Here is a 20628-nt window from a genome sequence, read left to right on the forward strand (position 1 = left end):
CTTAATTTTACTAAATGTAAGATTAAATCTCAACTATTACAATATAGAACATCATGCTTTTGAATTGTTCTTAAGCATTGAGGGTATTGAGCATACTACTACTAAAGCATATTCTCCTCAAACAAATGGTATGTGTGAACGTTTTAATAAAACTATGAAACAAGAATTCTTTGATACTGCTATGCGTAAAAAGATCTATACTGATCTTGATGATCTACAACTAGATCTTGATATTTGGCTAGAATATTATAATAATGAAAGACCGCATTCCGGTAAATATTGCTATGGAAAAACACCTATGCAGACTTTTATGGATAGTAAAAAGTTAGCTGTTGAAAAGAATAACGAAATCTTATATCTTGAATACTCATCTGACAGTCATAACTTATCAGACATTCAGATATAATTTTTATAATGTCTGTAAGATTAAATCTTGACTTCTACAAATAAGCGACTACAAGCTTATAAAGCAAGCGAGCAAATGCAGCTATTTACTAAGCAGGAAATCATTGAGGAGATAAAAGAGCTTTATACCGTAAGGTATAACAGGATTAAAATGTCCTATTTTTCCTTAAATATTCAATATTGGATAGTTGTATGTATAATGACCGCTATTAATTTAATTTTTGTCTGTATGCTTGGAACCAAGCTTTATTTACATAAGATTTCGGTTGGTTTAGTTTGTATCACCTCATCATCAATACTTTTTTATTATTTATCCTTGATAAACCTTTCCGTGGTCCTTTTGCCGTTAATCAATATGACCTTATTAAGGCTGTACATTATATTGAGAGATTAAATTAAGACTTCCTGCATAAATCACTTCTAAAGGTAATTTGTACGTCGATCCGGTACTCGAATCATCACGTATGTCTATATACGCTGCGGTTCGAGTTGAAGTGTCTCCTTCAAATTCCTCTTTATAAGATGACTTATGCAGGAAGTCTAATGATATCAGTAACAACATAACGCCATAATTTATCCGTGCCTTTGGTAATGCCGATGCGGGTAGTAGTAGAGTAGGGAAGCTTTAAGCCGATATCGCCGACAAAAAATTCGTTATTATTGATAAGATCGCATTTATTATGAGAGATATTAATTCCTAAATATTTACATAATTTACCCGGACCATTTAAATATAGATTTTCAGGTGAAATAACATGTACGCCTCTTATTAAAGTAGCAGCAGGAAATCCTTCAGTCTCGGTTACGAAGTTTAAACAATAATACATTCCGTAAATTAAATAGACATAGCTAAATCCGGCAGGACCAAACATTATAGCTGCTCTTTTGGTACGCCCTCTTGCTGCATGGCAAGCAGGATCATCCATCCCTATATAGCTTTCAGTTTCAGTAATGATAGCTGTTTTACCTTGGAAATATAAGACTTTACCGATTAACTCAGTGCTTACTAAGTTAGTATCTCTTGCAAAAAATTCACGAGGTAAAGGGATTAATTTATTCATATTTTTTTAAAAAGATATTTAAATTTTTGTGCCATTTTGTAGGAGTGAATTCAGTAATTTCATATTCCGCTATATCATTAATGTAAAAGGCGTCTTCTTTAATATATCTTTAAGTTGACTTAGTTTTTCTATATTAGCTAAAATAATACCACCAATTCTCGGATGTATAGGACCTGATAAAATAAAATATCCCTTATCATAATATTTATCTAAAAATTTTCTATGTTCTGTAATAAATTTTTCAATGGAAGAAAGGTCTAAGCCTAAGGTATATTTAAGATTTACAATAAATATAATTTATATTTTCTTATTAAATGATTTGGAATTTTTTATAGAGAGTGGAACAGCATCATAACCACCATTACAAAACGGTTGGCATTTGATGATTCTTTTAAAGGTAAGCCATAAGCCTTTAAGTGTGCCATGTATTGTTATAGCTTCTTTGGCGTATTCAGAACAAGGGGGATGAAAGCGGCAATTATTGCCAAGTAGCGGAGAAATGAAATATTGATAAAATCTAAGTAATAATAATAAGATTCTAGTCATTTTGAAGCTTGTCTATTAGTTTTTCCATTTTTTCTTCAGTTAGATCTTCATAATAATCATCATTGATTTGTACGACCGGAGCGTTAACGCATGCTCCTAAACATTCTATCTCACTTAAAGTAAATTTTTGATCTTCAGTGGTTTCTTTGAGTTTTATACCTAATTTCTTTTCACAAATTTTCATGATATCATCACTACCACGCAGCCAGCAAGGGGTAGTAGTACATACTTGAATATGATATTTACCAACTCGCTTTAAGTTAAACATGGTATAAAATGTTGCCACCTCATAAGCTCGCATATAAGGCATTTCTAACATATTTGCTACATATTCGATAGCAGGCACGGGTAGCCAACCGCCATTTTGACGTTGTGCTAAATCAAGCAGAGGTAATATAGCACTTCTTTTACCCTCCAGTGGATATTTTTTTATAATATCTTCTGCTAGATTTAAATTTTTCTTATCAAATGTAAAATTTGTACCCATATATTTTTTGTGTTGTTTCTGTGTGGATCGTCCTTGGTGTCATCCCGTGGCTTGACCACGGGATCCAGTTAAAAATACAAATATAAAAGCTCGATTTCTCTTGCTTTATGCTGGATTCCGCGGTCAAGCCACAGAATGACAAGGTGGATTCCTGCTTTTAGCTAAGAATGACATAACAAGCCCGCAGCATGATAAATATATCACCTATCAATCTCACCGAATACTATATCAAGCGTGGCTATAATAGTAATAACATCTGCCATTAAATGACCTTTAGACATAAAATCTAGTCCTTGTAAATGAGCAAAGCCTGGTGCTTTAATACGGCATCTGTAAGGTCTATTACCTCCTTGCGAGTATAAATATACACCAAACTCGCCTTTAGGAGCTTCTACTGCTTTGTAGGTCTCGCCGGCTGGTACATCATATCCTTCTGTATAGAGCTTAAAATGATGAATCATTGCTTCCATAGATTCTTTCATTTTAGCTCTTGTCGGCGGCGTAAGTTTAGGATCGTCGGTTTTAACCGCACCTTTCGGCATTTTCTCTATACATTGCTTGATTATCTTAACAGATTCATACATTTCAAGCATACGAACAAAATATCTGTCGTAACAATCACCGTTTTTGCCGATTGGTACTTTAAAGTCCATTTCATCGTAAACGTCATAAGGGCTTGACTTGCGTAAATCCCAAGCTATGCCTGAACCTCTAAGCATCGGTCCTGAAAACCCCCAATCCATTGCCTCTTTTTGAGACACAACGCCGATATCTACTAGCCGCTGTTTCCATAATCTATTTTCATTTAATAGACTTTCAATATCATGAAGTTTAGGAGGAAACTGCTCTATAAACTTATCTATATCTTCAAGTAAACCGTCAGGTAAATCTTCCGCAACGCCCCCAGATCTGAAGTAGTTTGAATGCATACGAGAGCCGGAAACACGCTCGTAAAATTCCATGATTTTTTCTCGTTCTTCAAAAAGCCATAATAAAGGAGTAGTAGCACCGATATCTAAAGCTTGGCTGCCAATATTCAAAGTATGGTTCAAAATTCTTGTTAGTTCTGAGAATAATACTCTGATAAACTGAGCTCTTCGTGGGACTTCGCATTCTAATAACGACTCGACTGCCAAAGCAAACGCATGTTCTTGGCACATTGGCGAAACATAATCAAGGCGATCAAAATATGGTATAGCCTGCAAATATGTTTTATGCTCAATAAGCTTTTCCGTACCACGATGCAGTAGCCCAATATGAGGATCGGCGTTATTTACTACTTCTCCGTCCATTTCAAGAATTAACCTTAAAACTCCGTGAGTTGCCGGATGTTGCGGACCAAGATTCAGAGTTATAGTTTTGGTGTTGTTAGTCATGGTTAGTAATTATATATTGATCAAACGTCATTGCGAGAAGAATTACGTAGTAATTCGACGCAGCAATCTCAGGAGTATTATTTCATGAGATTGCCACGCAGCCTAAGGATGCTCGCAATGACGGTTTTGATGTAATTCTATTTCTGGATACCCGCTTTCACGGGAATGACATCAGTTGCCTTTTCATCCCCAGGTAATACATAACTCGGGCTATGCCAGTGAGAGCTAAAATCAAACTCACGATATTCTATATCTAAATCGACCTGCTCATAAGCTACTTTCTTTAGTTTCTCATCATATTTAACCTGCGTATAACCAGTTAACGGGAAATCTTTACGCAAGGGATGCCCCTCAAATTCATAATCGGTAAGTATCCGTCTTTTATCGTCATTGCCGTCAAAATTTACACCGTACATATCGTAAACTTCACGCTCATACCAACAAGCTGCACTAAATATATTCATTGCCGAAGGTATAGTTTCTTTTTCTGATGTTTGTACTTTTATTATAAGACGCTTATTTAATTTTAGGCTTAGTAAGTTGTAAATTACTTCAAATCTTTTATCTCTTTCAGGAAAATCAGTTCCAAATAAATCAGTAAGTACAGTAAAGCGTAATTCCCCCGATTCTTTTAAAGCTTTTAAAAACGGTAATAAAAAATTCGGCTCGATTTTATAAGCTAAGTAATCCTTAACTATAATAGGTGTTATTAAAATACTAGATTTAGCTGCAAGTTTTTCAATGAGTTTGTCTAGCGTCATACTTAAAACCTGTAGTGCGTTTAATTTTTTTCTGTAACTGCATAAGCCCGTAAATTAATGCTTCGGCGGTAGGAGGGCAACCAGGGACATATACGTCAACCGGTATGATTCTATCACAGCCGCGCACTACCGAATAAGAGAAATGGTAATAGCCGCCGCCATTAGCACAGCTACCCATTGAAAGCACCCATTTAGGCTCAGCCATCTGATCATATACTTTACGTAGAGCCGGTGCCATTTTGTTAGTAAGCGTTCCTGCAACTATCATAAGGTCGGACTGTCTTGGACTTGGTCTAAATAACATACCGAAGCGATCCATATCATATCTACTTGCTGCTGCCTGCATCATCTCAACAGCACAACAAGCAAGCCCAAAAGTCATAGGCCATAAGGAATTAGCTCTCGCCCAGCCTATAACGTCGTCAACTTTAGTGAGTAAGAATCCTCTATTAGAAAGCTCATTATTTAATAATTCGTCTTCTTGATAAAAACTGTGTTTCATATAATTACCAGTCTAAAGCTCCTTTCTTCCATTCATATATGAACCCGATAGTAAGTACGAATAAGAAAAATATCATTGAGAAAAAGCCTATTTTACCTATCATATTAAGGCTAATAGCCCAAGGCGCTAAAAATGCGATTTCAAGGTCAAAGATAATAAATAAAATAGCAACTAAGTAAAAACGTATGTCAAATTTTGACCTTGCATCGCCAAAAGGCTCAAAACCACACTCATAAGGCTCTAGCTTATCTTTATTATATTTCTTTGTCGATAATAGGTTAGGTAGAATCATTATTAAGCCGGAAACCAATACCGCAATACCGAAAAATATAGCAATCGGTAGATATTTTTGTAAAAGCTCTGAGTTTTGTAGCATATGTTTTTATTGTTTTTCGTCATTGCGAGGAGAATTACACAGTAATTCGACGAAGCAATCTCAGGATATTTGACGAGATTGCCACGCAGCTTACGGCTGCTCGCAATGACGTATGTTTAATGACAATATTCTATATCTATACCAAATAGCATCAATTATCAACGACAATATCAGGTTTAACTAGCAACTTCATTAAAACTAGTACCCAAATACCGCTTGATATCCACCATATTTGCCAAATATTATATGAAATCATGCTGATAATATAGTAATTTATGAAGCATGAATAAGAAGCTGCTCTAAAATTAGAACTCTTTATATTATCGATTTGTTTTAAATATTTATAGATTAAACTTAAAAATAATATTAACCCTATTATACCAAGTTCAAGAGTAATTTGTAATATATTATTATGAGGGTGTAATGGAAGCGGATGCCATTTTTTACCTTTATAATCAATCATTTCATCATTACTAACCTCGATATGTTTAGAAGCAGCAAAGCCATAGCCTAAAATCGGCTTTAAGGTGATTTTGTTTGCAACGAAATGCCAAATAAATAAACGATGAGTAGCTGATGGTTGTGTAGATAAATATTTTTCAGATAAATCAAGTGGTTCTATTTGTTTAGCTATAAAGGGGAATAATAATGATCCGGTAATTAAACTTATTGCAATTAATTTGAAAAATATCGACTTTATAAGCCTTGCTAAAATAAATATTACTCCTCCTATACCAAACCCTAAATAACTTGCTAAACTATCGGAAATAGTTAGTAAATAAAGCGCTAATATATATAGCATTAAGGCGTGTCTTCTTCTACCGCTAGAAAGTAGAATTATAATTGCTACCCAGGCGGTAATTGAAAGTAGAGCACAACCCCGATCTAGCATATATAAGCCAAAATTGGTTTTGAATATTCTTGTTAAAAATCCATGAGAAGAATATTCAATGAAGAATAATAATATTGCCGTGAGGATTCCTAGTATTAAGGCTTTTTTGAGCTGTAAGCGATTCCCGAAGGGGGCAGAATTACTAACTATGAATCCAAGAAGTAAGAGTATGAAAACTTGAATAAAAGTAGCTAAACTATTAATAGGACGAATTGCGAATAAACAAGATATAAAGCACCAAGCGGTGAATAATAGTTCGGTTTTTATCGTCATTGCGAGAAAAAACTGTAAGTTTTGACGAAGCAATCTCAGGAGACCTACTTTATGAGATTGCCACGCTCCTTTTGGTCGCTCGCAATGACGATTAATACCTCGCAGAAATAACATTAGCAAAAAAATTGTAACAGTAGCTGCAACCGATAAGCCCGCTACCATCCCAAGGCTTGGAATTAAAAATATTAAACTTGAAATTAAATATTGCATCTAAAAACAATCTTTAGCAAAAATTTCGTAGATTGGGTGTTCAAACGTTGAAAGTGAAATGCTTGAAGAAATCATCCATCCTTGAAGGAGTAAATTAGGATCTTCGTCTATTTTATATTCCGTTATGGTCATCAACAAATAATTATCTTCATTATACGGATCAAGGTTTTTTATACATTTATGTAATTTGATTTTTATATTACCGAAATATTTTTCCCCTCCAACTTTCAAATTAATTTCTTCAGAAGTGGCAGTAATTTTATTTAGAACAATAATTTTACCGTTTGTATAGCTCTTAAACTCGGAACTATCATTAATATTATCGTTTGAGTTTAAAACAGGATTATTTTCATCAAGAGGGATAAATACATCGTTTTCAATATCTTCGGTTGTAGTAACCGACTCTAAATTTTCTGCAAATATAGAAGAGTAAGCGCATATGATCGTGATAAAAACAATTCGTAGTAACTTCATAAATAAACATATTATTTTTCAAAATTATATACTATAGGGGATTAATGGCAATGATAATTTGTGATAAGGTTTTAACATCATTGCGAGAAGAATTACAGAGTAATTCGACGAAGCAATCTTAGGATATTTGACGAGATTGCCACGCTCCTTTCAGTCGCTCGCAATGACGGGGCGAGGCAATGCCCGCTCGCAATGACGATGTAGGTACAATACTCCATTCTAAAGAACTCTTAAATTCTATTTTACGGCAGGATTTCCATAGCTTTATAATTAAGGTCTTTAATACTATTAATCCGGGAGTAGAGTATTACCCAAGTAAACATATAAGAATAATTACCGATTATTTAAATGCGGTACAAAGCGGTGATATTAAACGTTTAATAATCAATATACCGCCAAGGAGTTTAAAATCTATTTGTGTTAGTGTTGCTTGGCCTGCTTATTTACTTGGGACAAGTCCCGCCAAAAGAATTATGGCTGCCAGCTATTCTCAAATACTTAGCATTAAACACTCACTAGATTGTCGGTTTATTTTAAATTCCGATTGGTATAAGGAACTTTTTCCGAGTACTATCCTTAGTAAAACTCATAATCAAAAAAGTAAGTTTTAACGACTGCTAACAGCTTTAGATTTGCAACATCGGCTGGAGGAACGGCAACATGTGAGGGTGGTGATATCTTAATTATCGATGATCCTCATAATCCTACGCAAATCCATTCTTATAAAATACGTAAGAAAGTTATAGATTGGTTTGAGCAAACTTTTGTGAGCAGACTGAATAATCGTAATAAGGGAGCGATAGTTCTAGTTATGCAGCGTCTTCATAGTGATGATTTATCCGGTTATCTACTTAGTAATAGCAGTTCATGGCATCATTTGAAAATTCCGGCGATTAGCATTCAAGATTACTCTTTTAAATTAATGAATAAAGAATATCAATATTTTAGCGGTGAAGTATTAGACAACTATAAAGAGTCTCCTGATTGCTTAGCAAAGCTAGAGCAGGAAATAGGTAGCTATAATTATAATGCTCAATATTTGCAAGAACCGATATCTACAGGGTCATCGCTACTTAATATGGAGGATATGAGCTTTTATGAAAATCTGTCTGAGAAGTTTGATTATTTTATTCACAGCTGGGATACGGCAATTAAGATTTCCGAAGATTCCGATTATAGTGTTTGTACTATATGGGGAATTTTAGATCAGAGATATTATCTAGTATCATTAGGACGGAAAAAGATTAATTATCCCGAGCTTAAAAATATAACGGAAAAATTAGCTAGAGAATATCAGCCGAGGTTTATATTAATTGAAGATAAAGCAAGCGGTCAACAATTGATTCAAGATATAGGGTTTTTAGGCGATAATATTAGAGTGATCGAGATTAAGCCGAGGTTCGATAAAATTACAAGATTCGCCTCGGTAGTTCCTTTATTTCAATCAGCAAGTGTTTTAATACCCAAACAACCAAGCATAATTTTAAAGGAATTACTGAATTTTCCTCATATTAAAAATGACGATATAGTGAATTCCGTTAGCCAGTTTTTGAATTTTATGAAAGATAAATCGTTTAAATATCCTGCAAGGATTAGGAGTTTAATATAAAAATAGTTGCTTTTTTGGATGGATGTTGGTAGTATTACAGCGGTTTAGTAGTGGCTTTAAAAACGTCATTGCGAGGAAAGGCGAGGCCTTGACGCGGCAATCTCAGGAATTTTGTGCTGCTTCATGGGATTGCCACGCTCCTTTTAGTCGCTCGCAATGACGATAGACATAATAAAAACAACCAAGGCTGGGTAGCAAAGTGGTAATGCCGTGGACTGCAAATCCTCTATTCGTCGGTTCGATTCCGACCCTGGCCTCCATATAAAAATTAACACATCTTATGGAATTTATTTCGCAATTCCTAGAAATGCTCTTAGCGGAGCGAGCATTATCAAAAAACTCCATACTTAGCTATAAGCGTGACCTATTCGATTTTCAAAATTATCTTGCTAAACAAAGATTATCCGAATTAAATATTACCACAGAGAATGTTAGAGATTGGATTGAATATCTAGCAAGTAATGATTTACAAGCACGTTCAATTAACCGAAAAATATCAACTATAAAAAGCTATTATGAATTTTTAATTAGCGAAAATCATACTGCCTTTAATCCAGTTCTTAACGTAGATTTACCGAAATATCAAAATAAACTTCCCGAAATATTGTCTATAGATCAAATTAAATCGTTACTTAAATATTGCTCGCAAGATAATTCTCCTGAAGGTATACGGCTTAATGCTATGATTCATTTGCTTTATGCTAGCGGCCTTAGAGTCTCGGAGCTTGTGAGTCTTAAACTTACTGATATTCTAACTAATAAAACATCTAAAGGAGAAGTAAGAAAAATATTTTCGGTGCTTGGTAAAGGTAGTAAGGAAAGAGTCATAGTAATAAATGAGCAGGCAGTTATCTCTATTGCTAAATATCTTGCAATTAGAGATGTTTTTGTGAATAAAGCTAAACCAAAAAATCACATTTATTTATTTCCCTCATCAGCTTTAGCAGGTTATATGACTAGGCAAAATTTTGCAATTCTGTTAAAATCTGCCGCTCTTTATGCCAATCTTAACTCTGAACATATTTCTCCTCATATATTACGCCACAGCTTTGCAAGTCATTTACTTGAGGGCGGAGCAGACTTAAGAGTAATTCAAGAGTTACTCGGTCATGCTGATATATCAACTACCCAAATATATACTCATCTTCAAACTAATCACCTCAAAAAAGTATTATTGCATCACCCCCTTAACAAAGATTAATTTATCTTAATCTTTTATAAAGTGCTTGTTAATATTTTTTAACTAAATATAATACTCCTTTTTAATTTAAGGAATAAATTATATGAAGCTAAAAGAAATTATGCTCTCTTGTATTAGTAAACCTAGAGCAATTGAAAAAGAATATCCTCGATTAGCTCAAAAGAAAGAATCAGGATTCAATGTTTATTCCGGGTTAGGTCAAAGAAACTTAGAAAGAGAAGATTATTTAAAGTTAGTTCAAAAGGTCAATGATAAAGATAAAATCTTTATAAATGAAATAATTAACAATATTTTGCGAAAGAAAATTACATTAGATGATTTAAACAATTTAAAAGAATTAAAAAAAAAAGAAAATAAAGAACTTTTTCTTGAAGATTTAAAATTGCTAGCATGTGATGAGGCATTACATGAACTTAATCAAGAAATAATGAAACATGCTTTAGATTTAGCTGAGTCCAATGATCCGGCTTTTTTGCTTCGTGGTTCAAATAATGGAATATTTCGTGACTTATTCTATCTAGAAGCAAAAAATAACAAGTGGGATATAACTATAGATGATAATCAAGTATTAACATTTAGTTTGCCTCAGTGGTTGCTTGAACTTTATCAATCTTTAACTATCAATTTTTATGAAAAAAAATTTGAAGAAAAGGAATTGCAGAAAAAATTATATCAAAAATTGTTACCTGCTTGTCAAATTCCTTTTGAAAAACTAATTGAAGAAAAGGAATTGCAGAAAAAATTATATCAAAAATTGTTACCTGCTTGTCAAATTCCTTTTGAAAAACTAATTGAAGAAAAGGAATTGCAGAAAAAATTATATCAAAAATTGTTACCTGCTTGTCAAATTCCTTTTGAAAAACTAATTGAAGAAGTAAGTTTTTTTGAAAATTTTATTGAATGCTTAAAAGAATTTTATATTAAAAATAGTTTAGCACAAAGTATAATGTTTTTATTTATCAGTAATTTTTTTAAACAAGATATAGTAAATAATGCAGATGCAAGTATGTTGTATTCGTTACAAACCTTAGAAAAAGAATTCAATAACCCAGAAAGTGTTTATATTAAAGGTCTAAGGGATTTAGATATTTTAAGTAACCTTGGTTATCCCACGTATAATGAAATAATACCATTAGAATCAATAGAAATTCTAGGAAATAGCGAAAGTCCAGTATGACTTTCTAGATACTGTCTTAAAGTTTTGATTATAAATATAGTAAAAACCCCTAGAAATTAATTTAATCTATCATTTATATTTAAATAACTACAAGTTAGATTAATATATGGCTACAAAAAATAAAAAAGAAACAGTGAATACTGAAACAAAAAATTTAGCAAATTTAGTTATCAAAGAAATAGGTAACGAAAATTTTGATTTTGATGTTTTGCAAAAGATGCAGCAGGCTTTTAGTAATGCAAGTAAGCAAAAACAAAGGGAAGCTTTTATAAGTTTTTTAGATAAAAAGCTTAATAAGGAGCAGTTACATAAGCTCAATCAAGCAATAATGGAAAATGCAAATGAATTAATGCCAGATAATGATCCTAATTTTGTTTGTCGCACTCCTAATAATAAAATTTTTCAAGGAATATTATTGTTGGAAGCAAAACGCTCAGGTATGAAAGCAAAATTTAATGATAAAGGAGAATTACAATCTCTTGATGTAAAAGATATAACCCAGGAAATATTAGAACACTATCGTATTTTACAAGAAAAATTTTATCCTAAAAGAAATTCTAAAGATTTAGTAGATAGTAGAATAGCTCAAAGTATTAATTTTTTATTATATGCTCCGCTTTTTCGAGAATCAGAAATATATGAGAAAATATATAAAAAATCACCGGAAGAAGCATTGAAAATAGAAGGAGGAATAGCTGCTCCTAACGGTAAGTATGTTAAACAATTAGTAGATGCTAAAATAGGAACCAATATACATTTTAATACCAAAGCAAATTTAGAAAATAAAGCAAGTGAAGAAAAAGAGACTAAGATATCTTCAATAATTGAAAAAGCAATAACAACACTCGAGAAAGGCAAAAAGGTAAGTATTGAAGATAAGAGACGAGAAGAAATAAAAAGGCATTTATCTAAATCCTTAGAAGGAGCTTCTGATTATATATTAACATTCAAAAAAAATGATTTAGTAGATATAATACATCAAGAATTAGATAAAAGACAAACTTGGTGGTCAAAGATTGTTAATTATATAAGTATAAAATCATATTCTATTTCTAAAGAAAATCTTGAGAAAATAGGAAAAATAGTAAATAGTGAAATTAAAAATTCTCATACTCCTTTAAAGGTAGAAGTACAAGAACAGTTAAAACAAATCTCAAAAGAGTTAAATAGATTAAATAATCCGGCATTGCCGTCAGAAGCTAAAAAGGTTCAGGCAAAATCCAAAAAACCGCCTGTTCCTCCAAAACCTGAACACCTCAAAAAAAGAAATCATAGTAAGGGGTAATTTTGTTGTATTTGATTTTTCGTCATTGCGAGGAAAAATTGTAAATTTCGACGAAGCAATCTCGTGCCAAAGTCCTGAGATTGCCGCACTCCTTTCCAGTCGCTCGCAATGACGATTCGGTGTCCACACAAACAAACCTTTCGCAAGAATGATATCAACTCCTACAATAATTTATTACTTCCCATAATATTGTAGCCGCAATCTACATAATGAATTTCACCGGTAACACCTTTAGATAAATTACTAAATAAATATACTGCTGCTCCTCCTACATCTTCTTGGGTAGTATTACGTTTTAGCGGTGCGGTTGCAGCGTGAGATTTAAGCATAGTACTGAAATCACCTATTACACTAGATGCTAGAGTTTTGATAGGTCCCGCCGAAATAGCATTTACTCTAATATTATTTTCTCCCAAATCGTTTGCTAGATATTTTACACTAACCTCAAGCGCAGCTTTAGAAATCCCCATTACATTATAATTAGGTACAACTTTTTCAGCACCGTAGTAAGTTAACGTCACAATGCTTCCGCCGTCATGCATTAAGGCTTCTGCGGACCTTGAGAGTTCTAAAAGAGAATAACATGATATATGTAAAGAATTATGAAAATTTTCTAAGCTAGTATCAACATAACGTCCTTTTAATTCATTTTTATCAGCAAAAGCCATACCGTGAAGTAAGAAATCGAAGCTACACCATTTCTCTTTTATATCATCAAATAAATTACTAATTGATTTTGGATTCGTAACATCAAGTTCGCTAACAAAATTACAACCTATTTCCTCAGCGAGTGGTTTAACTCGTTTTGCTAGTACTTCCGATTGATAAGTAAACCATAGCTCTGCTCCGTGTTTTTTAGCAAGCTGTGCAATCGCCCATGATATTGACATATTATTTGCAATACCTGTAATTAAGCCTTTTTTTCCTTGTAGTAATCCCGTAGTCATTTATTTACTCATTATATTAAAACTTGCTGAAATGATAGCATGATGTATTATTTTGTAAACAAATAATCGATAAAAATGTATAAACCTAAAATCATATGTTTACTGCTAGGGATGTTAAGCGGTTTAGTTTTTGCTCCGACTTTCTTTATACCGGCATTATTAACGTTATCTTACTTATGTTATATAGTTCAAAAATCCGAAAATTGGCACGAAGCCGCAAAATTTGGTTATTTATTCGGTTTTGGGCATTTTTTAAGTGGAATATATTGGATAAGTATCGGTGTTAGCGTTTATATTGCGGATTTTTGGTGGGCAATTCCTTTTGCGTTATTTGGGCTACCTATAGTTTTAGCCTTCTTTATATCGGCAAGCTGTATGCTTAGCTTTTTTGCTAAGAATAATAAATATTATCAATTTATATTTTGCATATATTGGGTATTATTCGAGTGGGTACGTTCGTGGATTTTTACCGGTCTTCCTTGGAATTTGATCGGCTATGCTTTCTCGTTTTCAGATATTTTAATACAGCCTTTAAGTATATTAGGGATATATGGACTTAGTTTTATAGTTATATATATTTCTACATCAGCTTATCCTTTATTTAGCAAGCAATTTACTCAGTTAAAAATATTACTAGCTAGTTCAGTCTTAATATTAACCGCAATTGTTATTTATGGCAGCATAAGGCTAAGTAATAACCCTACAAATTTCACTGATATAAAAGTACGATTAGCGCAGCCTTCAATTCCTCAAACCGAAAAATGGAATGAAGAAGAATTTTGGCATAATTTAATGCTACATATTAATTTATCGGAAAATTCCGAACCCACCGATTTAATTATTTGGTCTGAAGCAGCATTAGTAGTACCTGATGATATACCGCAAGTTAAATCAGAATTATTACAAATGCTAAATTCTACAAATGCTATTTTGATAACAGGAGGGATCTCGGATAATAAAAAACAAGGTGATGAATTTGAACTTTACTCAGCTATGTATGCTCTTGATAAAAATGATCATAAATTATTTGAATATCATAAATCACATTTAGTACCTTTCGGTGAGTATATGCCTCTTAAAAAGATACTACCGTTTAAAAAATTAACTCACGGTTTAATTGATTATAAAGAAGGAGACGGAGGGCATGTTTATCTTGAAAAATATAATCTTAAAATTAAACCTTTAATTTGTTATGAATCTATTTTTCCTGATTTTGTACGGACGAATAATGAAATAGCCGATGTAATAATTAATATTACAAATGATTCATGGTATGGTAAATCAAGCGGTCCATATCAGCATTTTCATATTAGTAGAAGTAGAGCTGTAGAGAACGGTTTACCTATGATTAGAGTGGCAAATAACGGTATTTCAGCTATAGTAGATCCTTTTGGTAGAACAATAAAAAAACTAAATCTAAATGAAATAAATTATACTCAAGGTTTAATTCCTAAAAAACTAACCCATCCTACTATATTCTCGCAATTTGGTAATTTTACTATTCTATTACTCATCGTTTTTATACTATTAATTAATTATTTATTAGCCTTAATTCTTGATAACTAAAGGGTTTTAGCATTATTATATTAAATTTTTAATAAAGTTGCTTGATTAAATATAAAGTAATATATACTACATTTAAAGTTGAATAGACTTTATTAATAATTAATTTTTAATAATTAAAGCTTATTGTTAAAATGAATGATTCAATAAAACATCCGGACAAACTCGCAAGTGAACGTTTAAAAGAACGACGTCTTGCTGTAGGTATTAGTCAAAAAGAATTAGGGCAAGCTTTAGATATTAGCGCTCTCCAAGTTAAAAAATATGAAAAAGGTTTATGTGATATACCTATAAGTAGGTTATATGTTTTGCAAAAGTTTTAAATACGCCTTTAAAGTATTTCTTTAATAATTCTGAAGAAGAAAAGTTAAAAACTGACGATGAAAATACTTCTAATAATAAAATTGAATATCTATTCAAAGCAATAGAAAGTGATTTCTTAAATAATATTGCTGAAGAAGAAGGGCAATATGAAAATGACATCTCTTTTGATTATAAAGAATTATCAAGGACTATGGAAAGAGAACTTTTATCTTTAACTAGAGCATTTACTAGAGTACAAAATCCAAATATGGTCATGCCTCCATATTGCAGTTACGCCTATTAAAAAGCTATACGTTCAATAAGAGTACCAATAACCTTATCATGAATATCCAATGACTTGGAAAAGCAGATTGTCTTACGTGCAAGCCTCTTGCATCTCGTTCTAAGGTTCAAGTTACTTCGTTCTATCCGTTGAGTGATTTTTTACTGATAATATGCTTTTTAGGGTCTAATAACCTAGCATAACTCCCCCATCCATCTGTATAGTAAAAAGTCACCTTGAAATTCTCTAGTTTTTTCAGTAATGATTCTAATGTGCTATCACATCTTGTACCAAACGTATAAGCAACTACTTTTAACGAAATCTTATCCAAGGCATACCAAAGCCATCGTTGTCTGGATTTATTCTGTACATAAGACCATTGTTCATCTATCTCAGGAGCAATAATTACTTCTGTTGTACTGATAGAATGATTTATTGTTTTTTAATACTAGATTTTTTTAAAACACGGATAACTGTATTGATACCCACTTTTAATACTCTTACTGTATCTCTAACTCCAGAGCCGTTGATTGACATTTCTACTATTTGCTCCTTAACTCCAGGCTTAGATGCATTATTAATATACTCCAATTAAAAATATCGATTACACCGCTTGCATTGATATCTCTGTTGTTTTGAAATTGAATATCCTGACTTTATTACTTCTTCTGTGTTGTTACAATATCTACACTTAACATCTATTTTTGCCATAACTCCTTAACTATAATTCTCTCTTATTACTGTTTGAGGATTATAGACTATTTACTCTAAACTGCAATACGGAGGCACGACCCACGGCTCGTTTATGTCATTCCCGCGTAGGCGGGAATTCAGTAAAAAAACATAAATACGGCAAGTTTTAAAATTAAAAGCTCGAGTTATCTTGCTTTATGCTGGATTCCCGCTACGCGGGAAGGTGTTGTTGTGTGGACCAAAAAATCCGTTCGGTGTCATACCGTGGCTTGACCACGATATCCAGAAAAATACTAAAATATTAGTATTTGTTTATTATTTTTATGGCCTCCGTGGTCAAGCGAACTAGGTGACACAGTGGGTTTTACCGGTCCACGCAACAATGCCGCGCGGGAATGACATAGAACAAAAACGTCTCGGTACTATAAGGTCAAGCCACGGGATGACAGAGGTACAATCGATCCACGTAGCAACTTTATGCAATAATAACTTTTCACAAAATCGGGAATGACATTGAAGTATGGTTATCTCAGGTAATACTATTTATTGGTTATTGACATAATCTTAAAATAGTGCTAAATATTAAAAATTAAGAGACTATCTATAAATAAGTTTAATTAGTAGTTAAAAGAGCTTTTCTAGCAAAAATTGATAAGATTTTTGGAAGAATATTATTCGTATTTCAAAAAAAATCTTACTATTTGCAGCAAAAAATAATTTAATTAGCCTTAAAATTTATTTACAGATAGCCTCTAAGGTAGAGCTTTCTTGGCTATTTAGCTTCTAGTCAAAGAAAGATAAGTTTTTTATCTTTACTTTATATTTCTACAGTTAAAAATATTTATGATATCTTTAAAGGTGAATAGTTTAATACAAAATTGGTGTTGGCGTAGATAATTTTTTGCGTTTATATGTTTGCTATATGCAAATTGAGATTTTGATTATTAAATTATAACTTATGACAGGATATTAAAATGTTTATCTCTAATATTTTTCAAAAATTTTTTTCTTTTCTTTTTGTTTTATTTATCACAACCGAAGTTTATGCGGATCAAAAAAAGTAGCAATCATTGTTCCACTTGAACATGCCGCAATGACTGAGATTATATCAGGAATTAAAGAGTCGCTAAAAGATATAGATGCAGAAATTATAGTTAAAAATGCTCATGCTGATTCTAATATTTTGCTTGCCATTGTAAAGCAAATAAAAGATCAGGATATTGATGTAATAATTCCCATAGGCACGACAACCAGCCAAACTGTTATTTCTCATATAACAAATAAACCGATTGTTTGTGCTGCTGCTATGATTAACAGTAAAAACCTACCTTTAGTTACCGGTGTTAACGATGAGATAAAAATCACCGACACCATTAGTAAATTACCTTTTTTTACAGAATATTACTTTAATTTATAGCAGTAGCGAGAAAGTTATACCTGAAGTAGAAATGTTAAAATTATATACTGGAAAAAACAATATTTCTCTGCACACGGTAATGAGACAAAATTTAAATGATATGCCGACCGCTGTAAAAAATGCTCCTGAAAATACGCAGAGTTTTGTAATTCTGAAAGATCATTTGGTAGTTAGCGGAATTAATATTTTAAAGCAAGAAGCATTTAAACGCCGTATTCCGATAATTGCTTCCTATGAAGGTTCGGTAATTAGCGGAGCAACTATTGCCGTAGGAGTGCAAGAAAAGCAAATAGGCGTGGAAGCGGGGTTAATGGCAAAAAAACTTACAAGGAACAGAGCCGAAAGATATTCCGTTTGGGGATATGCAAGACTTAACTTTATTTATTAACCTTAAATCATTTGTTAAACAAGATATTCTTACTAAGGAAAATTTATCCGTACTTCCTTTTATTAAAAAAACTTACAGAGTAGTAACATGAACATTTTAGTTACTGCTCTTGAGCAATCCTTAATAATGCTGCCGCTTATTTTAGGGATGTATATAAGTTATTGAATCTTGAAAATTACCGATCTTACCGTAGACGGTACTTATGTACTTGGTGCGGCGGTATTTGCCCGCACTATTTCATTGAGGTTATTGCCTGCATTAATATTTGCCGTAATATCAGGCGGAATTATCGGCAGCATGGTTAGTTTTATGCAGAAAAATAACCGCATTAACGGGCTGATAGCCGGAATACTTGCAAGTTTTATGCTTTATTCCGTTAACTTGCAAATTATGCAGCGTCCTAATATATCGGTTCTTGGTATGCCGACTTTGCTATCTATATTAGATCTCGAAAATTAGTTAGTGCCTTTAATAATCATTAATTGTCTTATTATATTTGCTGTTATAATTTTATTGAAAGGTAAGCTCGGTTTGTTCCTTCGAGCTTTTGGTTTTAATAAAGATTTATTGATTAATTTAGGAAAACCTGCTGAGCTTTATCGTACGCTTAGGCTTAGCATAAGCAACTACCTAGCTGCCTTAACTGGCACTTTATCGGCACAAATAAACGGTTTTGCCGATATTAATATGGGTTTTGGAGTGGCATTAGTCGGTATCGGTGCGATTGTCATAGGGCGACATATTTTAGTTCATGCTAATAATTTTAATGCGTTTAAAGAGATATTTTCTTGTTTTATAGACATATTATTTTACTTTATTGCTCTGAGCGTTTTACTCCGAATCGGCATCGATCCCATAAACCTTAAGCTTATACTCGGGATAGTATTGTTTATTTCACTCAGTACGGTGGGTAAGAAGTAATATGGCTCGAAAATCGTCATTGCGAGGAGATGCCATAGGCACCGACGAAGCAATCTCATGAAATAATATAAACTCCTGGGATTGCTTCGTCAAAATTTTCAATTTTTCCTCGCAATGACGGAAAAAATGAGTACATTGTCGATTAAAAAGACAAAATTATGAAACCTTATTTATATGCAGAAAAAATACAGTTCAAAGTTAAGGAAAGAAGTGAGTCTATAATTGCTGAAACTACTTTAAATATTGTTAAAGAAGAGTTTGTTGTGATACTGGGACACAACGGTAGCGGGAAATCTACTTTAGCAAAAATACTTGCCGGTTATTTGAAGTCTACTAGTGGGAAAGTATTTTTAGATCAAATCAGAATCGAAAAAATACCTAAAGCTCAGAAAGCCCGTACGCTGGTTACACTAACACAAAAAGCTGAAGGGAGGCTATTTACCGAGCTAACCCTTGAAGAAAATATTACTTTATGGGAAAGTAGATTCCCTAATAATGAACGGTTAACTTCTAGCGGTGCGCTAGAGCTTACAGGCTCGCCTAAGCGTTTCTTATCGCTGCTTTCACAGCCTCTAGGTAAATTTTCCGGCGGTGAAAAGCAAATTATACTGCTGGCACTTAGCAAAGCTCATCCACCTAAAATATTATTTCTGGTCGTGCCTCCGTATTGCAGTTTAGAGTAAATAGTCTATAATCCTCAAACAGTAATAAGAGAGAATTATAGTTAAGGAGTTATGGCAAAAATAGATGTTAAGTGTAGATATTGTAACAACACAGAAGAAGTAATAAAGTCAGGATATTCAATTTCAAAACAACAGAGATATCAATGCAAGCGGTGTAATCGATATTTTTAATTGGAGTATATTAATAATGCATCTAAGCCTGGAGTTAAGGAGCAAATAGTAGAAATGTCAATCAACGGCTCTGGAGTTAGAGATACAGTAAGAGTATTAAAAGTGGGTATCAATACAGTTATCCGTGTTTTAAAAAAATCTAGTATTAAAAAACAATAAATCATTCTATCAGTACAACAGAAGTAATTATTGCTCCTGAGATAGATGAACAATGGTCTTATGTACAGAATAAATCCAGACAACGATGGCTTTGGTATGCCTTGGATAAGATTTCGTTAAAAGTAGTTGCTTATACGTTTGGTACAAGATGTGATAGCACATTAGAATCATTACTGAAAAAACTAGAGAATTTCAAGGTGACTTTTTACTATACAGATGGATGGGGGAGTTATGCTAGGTTATTAGACCCTAAAAAGCATATTATCAGTAAAAAATACACTCAACGGATAGAACGAAGTAACTTGAACCTTAGAACGAGATGCAAGAGGCTTGCACGTAAGACAATCTGCTTTTCCAAGTCATTGGATATTCATGATAAGGTTATTGGTACTCTTATTGAACGTATAGCTTTTTAATAGGCGTAACTGCAATATGGAGGCATGACCCTCTCTACGAAAGTGAGAA

General features: G+C 32.8%; 18 protein-coding genes, 1 tRNA gene and 8 pseudogenes. 14 read left to right on the forward strand and 13 right to left on the reverse strand.

What is annotated here, in order from left to right; genetic code table 11:
* Positions 1-40: 40 nt before the first annotated feature.
* Positions 41-406: pseudogene (locus tag AC0ODJ_RS04360) on the forward strand (integrase core domain-containing protein); the annotation flags it as partial.
* 27 nt (positions 407-433) lie between these two features.
* Positions 434-804: pseudogene (locus AC0ODJ_RS04365) on the forward strand (bestrophin-like domain); the annotation flags it as partial.
* Positions 805-814: 10 nt separating this feature from the next.
* Here the strand turns inward: AC0ODJ_RS04365 and AC0ODJ_RS04370 are convergent.
* The 11 genes and pseudogenes from AC0ODJ_RS04370 to AC0ODJ_RS04420 form a co-directional block, all read right to left on the reverse strand.
* A pseudogene (locus AC0ODJ_RS04370) lies at positions 815-949 on the reverse strand (palindromic element RPE1 domain-containing protein); the annotation flags it as partial.
* Complete coding sequence (locus AC0ODJ_RS04375; protein WP_218460459.1) at positions 933-1466, reverse strand: DNA-3-methyladenine glycosylase; 534 nt, start codon at positions 1464-1466, stop codon at positions 933-935. The gene AC0ODJ_RS04375 and the pseudogene AC0ODJ_RS04370, both read right to left, overlap by 17 nt.
* Positions 1467-1535: 69 nt before the next feature.
* Positions 1536-1763, reverse strand: a complete 228-nt coding sequence (locus AC0ODJ_RS04380) for a YciI family protein (protein ID WP_371920405.1) — start codon at positions 1761-1763, stop codon at positions 1536-1538.
* Positions 1764-2012 carry a membrane protein insertion efficiency factor YidD gene (yidD, locus tag AC0ODJ_RS04385; protein ID WP_218460460.1) on the reverse strand — a complete coding sequence of 83 codons (249 nt, stop codon included), beginning with the start codon at positions 2010-2012 and terminating at the stop codon, positions 1764-1766.
* A complete protein-coding gene (nuoE, locus tag AC0ODJ_RS04390; RefSeq protein WP_218460461.1) occupies positions 2005-2499 on the reverse strand; it encodes an NADH-quinone oxidoreductase subunit NuoE in 495 nt (164 codons plus the stop codon). The genes yidD and nuoE overlap by 8 nt, the downstream gene beginning before the upstream one ends.
* Positions 2500-2699: 200 nt before the next feature.
* Entirely contained in the window at positions 2700-3875 is a 1176-nt protein-coding gene (gene nuoD / locus AC0ODJ_RS04395; protein WP_218460462.1) for an NADH dehydrogenase (quinone) subunit D, read from the reverse strand.
* Between the two features lie 137 nt (positions 3876-4012).
* A complete protein-coding gene (locus AC0ODJ_RS04400; RefSeq protein ID WP_218460463.1) occupies positions 4013-4636 on the reverse strand; it encodes an NADH-quinone oxidoreductase subunit C in 624 nt (207 codons plus the stop codon).
* Positions 4614-5138: a NuoB/complex I 20 kDa subunit family protein gene (locus AC0ODJ_RS04405; protein WP_218460464.1), complete on the reverse strand. Its 525-nt coding sequence runs from the start codon at positions 5136-5138 to the stop codon at positions 4614-4616. Before AC0ODJ_RS04405 ends, AC0ODJ_RS04400 begins: the two co-directional genes overlap by 23 nt.
* 4 nt (positions 5139-5142) lie before the next feature.
* Positions 5143-5514 carry an NADH-quinone oxidoreductase subunit A gene (locus AC0ODJ_RS04410; RefSeq protein WP_218460465.1) on the reverse strand — a complete coding sequence of 124 codons (372 nt, stop codon included), beginning with the start codon at positions 5512-5514 and terminating at the stop codon, positions 5143-5145.
* Between the two features lie 151 nt (positions 5515-5665).
* Positions 5666-6889, reverse strand: a complete 1224-nt coding sequence (locus AC0ODJ_RS04415) for an O-antigen ligase family protein (protein ID WP_218460466.1) — start codon at positions 6887-6889, stop codon at positions 5666-5668.
* Complete coding sequence (locus AC0ODJ_RS04420; RefSeq protein WP_474465092.1) at positions 6890-7363, reverse strand: DUF2155 domain-containing protein; 474 nt, start codon at positions 7361-7363, stop codon at positions 6890-6892.
* A gap of 179 nt (positions 7364-7542) precedes the next feature.
* On the opposite strand from AC0ODJ_RS04420, the gene AC0ODJ_RS04425 reads away from it, so the two are divergent.
* The 6 genes from AC0ODJ_RS04425 to AC0ODJ_RS04450 all read left to right on the forward strand — a co-directional run bounded on the left by AC0ODJ_RS04425 (position 7543) and on the right by AC0ODJ_RS04450 (position 12635).
* Entirely contained in the window at positions 7543-7974 is a 432-nt protein-coding gene (locus tag AC0ODJ_RS04425; protein ID WP_256621245.1) for a hypothetical protein, read from the forward strand.
* Positions 7975-8174: 200 nt separating this feature from the next.
* Complete coding sequence (terL, locus tag AC0ODJ_RS04430) at positions 8175-8972, forward strand: phage terminase large subunit (protein ID WP_474465094.1); 798 nt, start codon at positions 8175-8177, stop codon at positions 8970-8972.
* A gap of 185 nt (positions 8973-9157) precedes the next feature.
* A tRNA-Cys gene (locus tag AC0ODJ_RS04435) sits at positions 9158-9232 on the forward strand.
* A gap of 20 nt (positions 9233-9252) precedes the next feature.
* Positions 9253-10173 (forward strand): site-specific tyrosine recombinase XerD, encoded by a 921-nt coding sequence (gene xerD / locus AC0ODJ_RS04440; protein WP_218460468.1) that lies wholly within the window; start codon positions 9253-9255, stop codon positions 10171-10173.
* A gap of 82 nt (positions 10174-10255) precedes the next feature.
* Complete coding sequence (locus AC0ODJ_RS04445; protein ID WP_474465095.1) at positions 10256-11350, forward strand: DUF5410 family protein; 1095 nt, start codon at positions 10256-10258, stop codon at positions 11348-11350.
* 106 nt (positions 11351-11456) lie between these two features.
* Positions 11457-12635 carry a DUF5410 domain-containing protein gene (locus tag AC0ODJ_RS04450; protein ID WP_218460279.1) on the forward strand — a complete coding sequence of 393 codons (1179 nt, stop codon included), beginning with the start codon at positions 11457-11459 and terminating at the stop codon, positions 12633-12635.
* A 161-nt stretch (positions 12636-12796) separates the two neighbouring features.
* Here AC0ODJ_RS04450 and fabI read toward each other — a convergent pair whose 3' ends face one another.
* Positions 12797-13582, reverse strand: coding sequence for an enoyl-ACP reductase FabI (gene fabI / locus AC0ODJ_RS04455; protein ID WP_218460280.1), 786 nt, complete (start codon positions 13580-13582; stop codon positions 12797-12799).
* Positions 13583-13657: 75 nt separating this feature from the next.
* Here fabI and lnt point away from each other — a divergent pair, with 75 nt between their 5' ends.
* Positions 13658-15148 (forward strand): apolipoprotein N-acyltransferase, encoded by a 1491-nt coding sequence (gene lnt, locus AC0ODJ_RS04460; protein ID WP_474465096.1) that lies wholly within the window; start codon positions 13658-13660, stop codon positions 15146-15148.
* 131 nt (positions 15149-15279) lie between these two features.
* The gene (locus AC0ODJ_RS04465) at positions 15280-15468 is read left to right on the forward strand and encodes a helix-turn-helix domain-containing protein (RefSeq protein ID WP_256621211.1); all 189 of its coding nucleotides are present in this window, start codon (positions 15280-15282) and stop codon (positions 15466-15468) included.
* 280 nt (positions 15469-15748) lie between these two features.
* On the opposite strand, the pseudogene AC0ODJ_RS04470 reads toward AC0ODJ_RS04465, so the two are convergent.
* A pseudogene (locus AC0ODJ_RS04470) lies at positions 15749-16442 on the reverse strand (IS1 family transposase).
* Positions 16443-17398: 956 nt separating this feature from the next.
* On the opposite strand from AC0ODJ_RS04470, the pseudogene AC0ODJ_RS04475 reads away from it, so the two are divergent.
* From AC0ODJ_RS04475 to AC0ODJ_RS04490, 4 pseudogenes are all read left to right on the forward strand, one after another.
* Positions 17399-18320, forward strand: a pseudogene (locus AC0ODJ_RS04475) (ABC transporter substrate binding protein).
* Positions 18317-19150: pseudogene (locus AC0ODJ_RS04480) on the forward strand (ABC transporter permease). The pseudogenes AC0ODJ_RS04475 and AC0ODJ_RS04480 overlap by 4 nt, the downstream one beginning before the upstream one ends.
* 158 nt (positions 19151-19308) lie before the next feature.
* Positions 19309-19803: pseudogene (locus AC0ODJ_RS04485) on the forward strand (ATP-binding cassette domain-containing protein); the annotation flags it as partial.
* Positions 19804-19884: 81 nt separating this feature from the next.
* A pseudogene (locus AC0ODJ_RS04490) lies at positions 19885-20579 on the forward strand (IS1 family transposase).
* The last annotated feature ends 49 nt before the right edge of the window (positions 20580-20628 follow it).

Source organism: Rickettsia senegalensis (genome assembly GCF_056135685.1).

What these genes read in the sequence shown, in the direction of transcription:
- AC0ODJ_RS04375 (WP_218460459.1), bottom strand. Translation starts at nt 1,466, where the DNA reads ATGAATAAATTAATCCCTTTACCTCGTGAATTTTTTGCAAGAGATACT.
- yidD (WP_218460460.1), bottom strand. Translation starts at nt 2,012, where the DNA reads ATGACTAGAATCTTATTATTATTACTTAGATTTTATCAATATTTCATT.
- nuoE (WP_218460461.1), bottom strand. Translation starts at nt 2,499, where the DNA reads ATGGGTACAAATTTTACATTTGATAAGAAAAATTTAAATCTAGCAGAA.
- nuoD (WP_218460462.1), bottom strand. Translation starts at nt 3,875, where the DNA reads ATGACTAACAACACCAAAACTATAACTCTGAATCTTGGTCCGCAACAT.
- AC0ODJ_RS04400 (WP_218460463.1), bottom strand. Translation starts at nt 4,636, where the DNA reads ATGACGCTAGACAAACTCATTGAAAAACTTGCAGCTAAATCTAGTATT.
- AC0ODJ_RS04405 (WP_218460464.1), bottom strand. Translation starts at nt 5,138, where the DNA reads ATGAAACACAGTTTTTATCAAGAAGACGAATTATTAAATAATGAGCTT.
- AC0ODJ_RS04410 (WP_218460465.1), bottom strand. Translation starts at nt 5,514, where the DNA reads ATGCTACAAAACTCAGAGCTTTTACAAAAATATCTACCGATTGCTATA.
- AC0ODJ_RS04415 (WP_218460466.1), bottom strand. Translation starts at nt 6,889, where the DNA reads ATGCAATATTTAATTTCAAGTTTAATATTTTTAATTCCAAGCCTTGGG.
- AC0ODJ_RS04420 (WP_474465092.1), bottom strand. Translation starts at nt 7,363, where the DNA reads ATGAAGTTACTACGAATTGTTTTTATCACGATCATATGCGCTTACTCT.
- AC0ODJ_RS04425 (WP_256621245.1), top strand. Translation starts at nt 7,543, where the DNA reads ATGCCCGCTCGCAATGACGATGTAGGTACAATACTCCATTCTAAAGAA.
- terL (WP_474465094.1), top strand. Translation starts at nt 8,175, where the DNA reads ATGCAGCGTCTTCATAGTGATGATTTATCCGGTTATCTACTTAGTAAT.
- xerD (WP_218460468.1), top strand. Translation starts at nt 9,253, where the DNA reads ATGGAATTTATTTCGCAATTCCTAGAAATGCTCTTAGCGGAGCGAGCA.
- AC0ODJ_RS04445 (WP_474465095.1), top strand. Translation starts at nt 10,256, where the DNA reads ATGAAGCTAAAAGAAATTATGCTCTCTTGTATTAGTAAACCTAGAGCA.
- AC0ODJ_RS04450 (WP_218460279.1), top strand. Translation starts at nt 11,457, where the DNA reads ATGGCTACAAAAAATAAAAAAGAAACAGTGAATACTGAAACAAAAAAT.
- fabI (WP_218460280.1), bottom strand. Translation starts at nt 13,582, where the DNA reads ATGACTACGGGATTACTACAAGGAAAAAAAGGCTTAATTACAGGTATT.
- lnt (WP_474465096.1), top strand. Translation starts at nt 13,658, where the DNA reads ATGTATAAACCTAAAATCATATGTTTACTGCTAGGGATGTTAAGCGGT.
- AC0ODJ_RS04465 (WP_256621211.1), top strand. Translation starts at nt 15,280, where the DNA reads ATGAATGATTCAATAAAACATCCGGACAAACTCGCAAGTGAACGTTTA.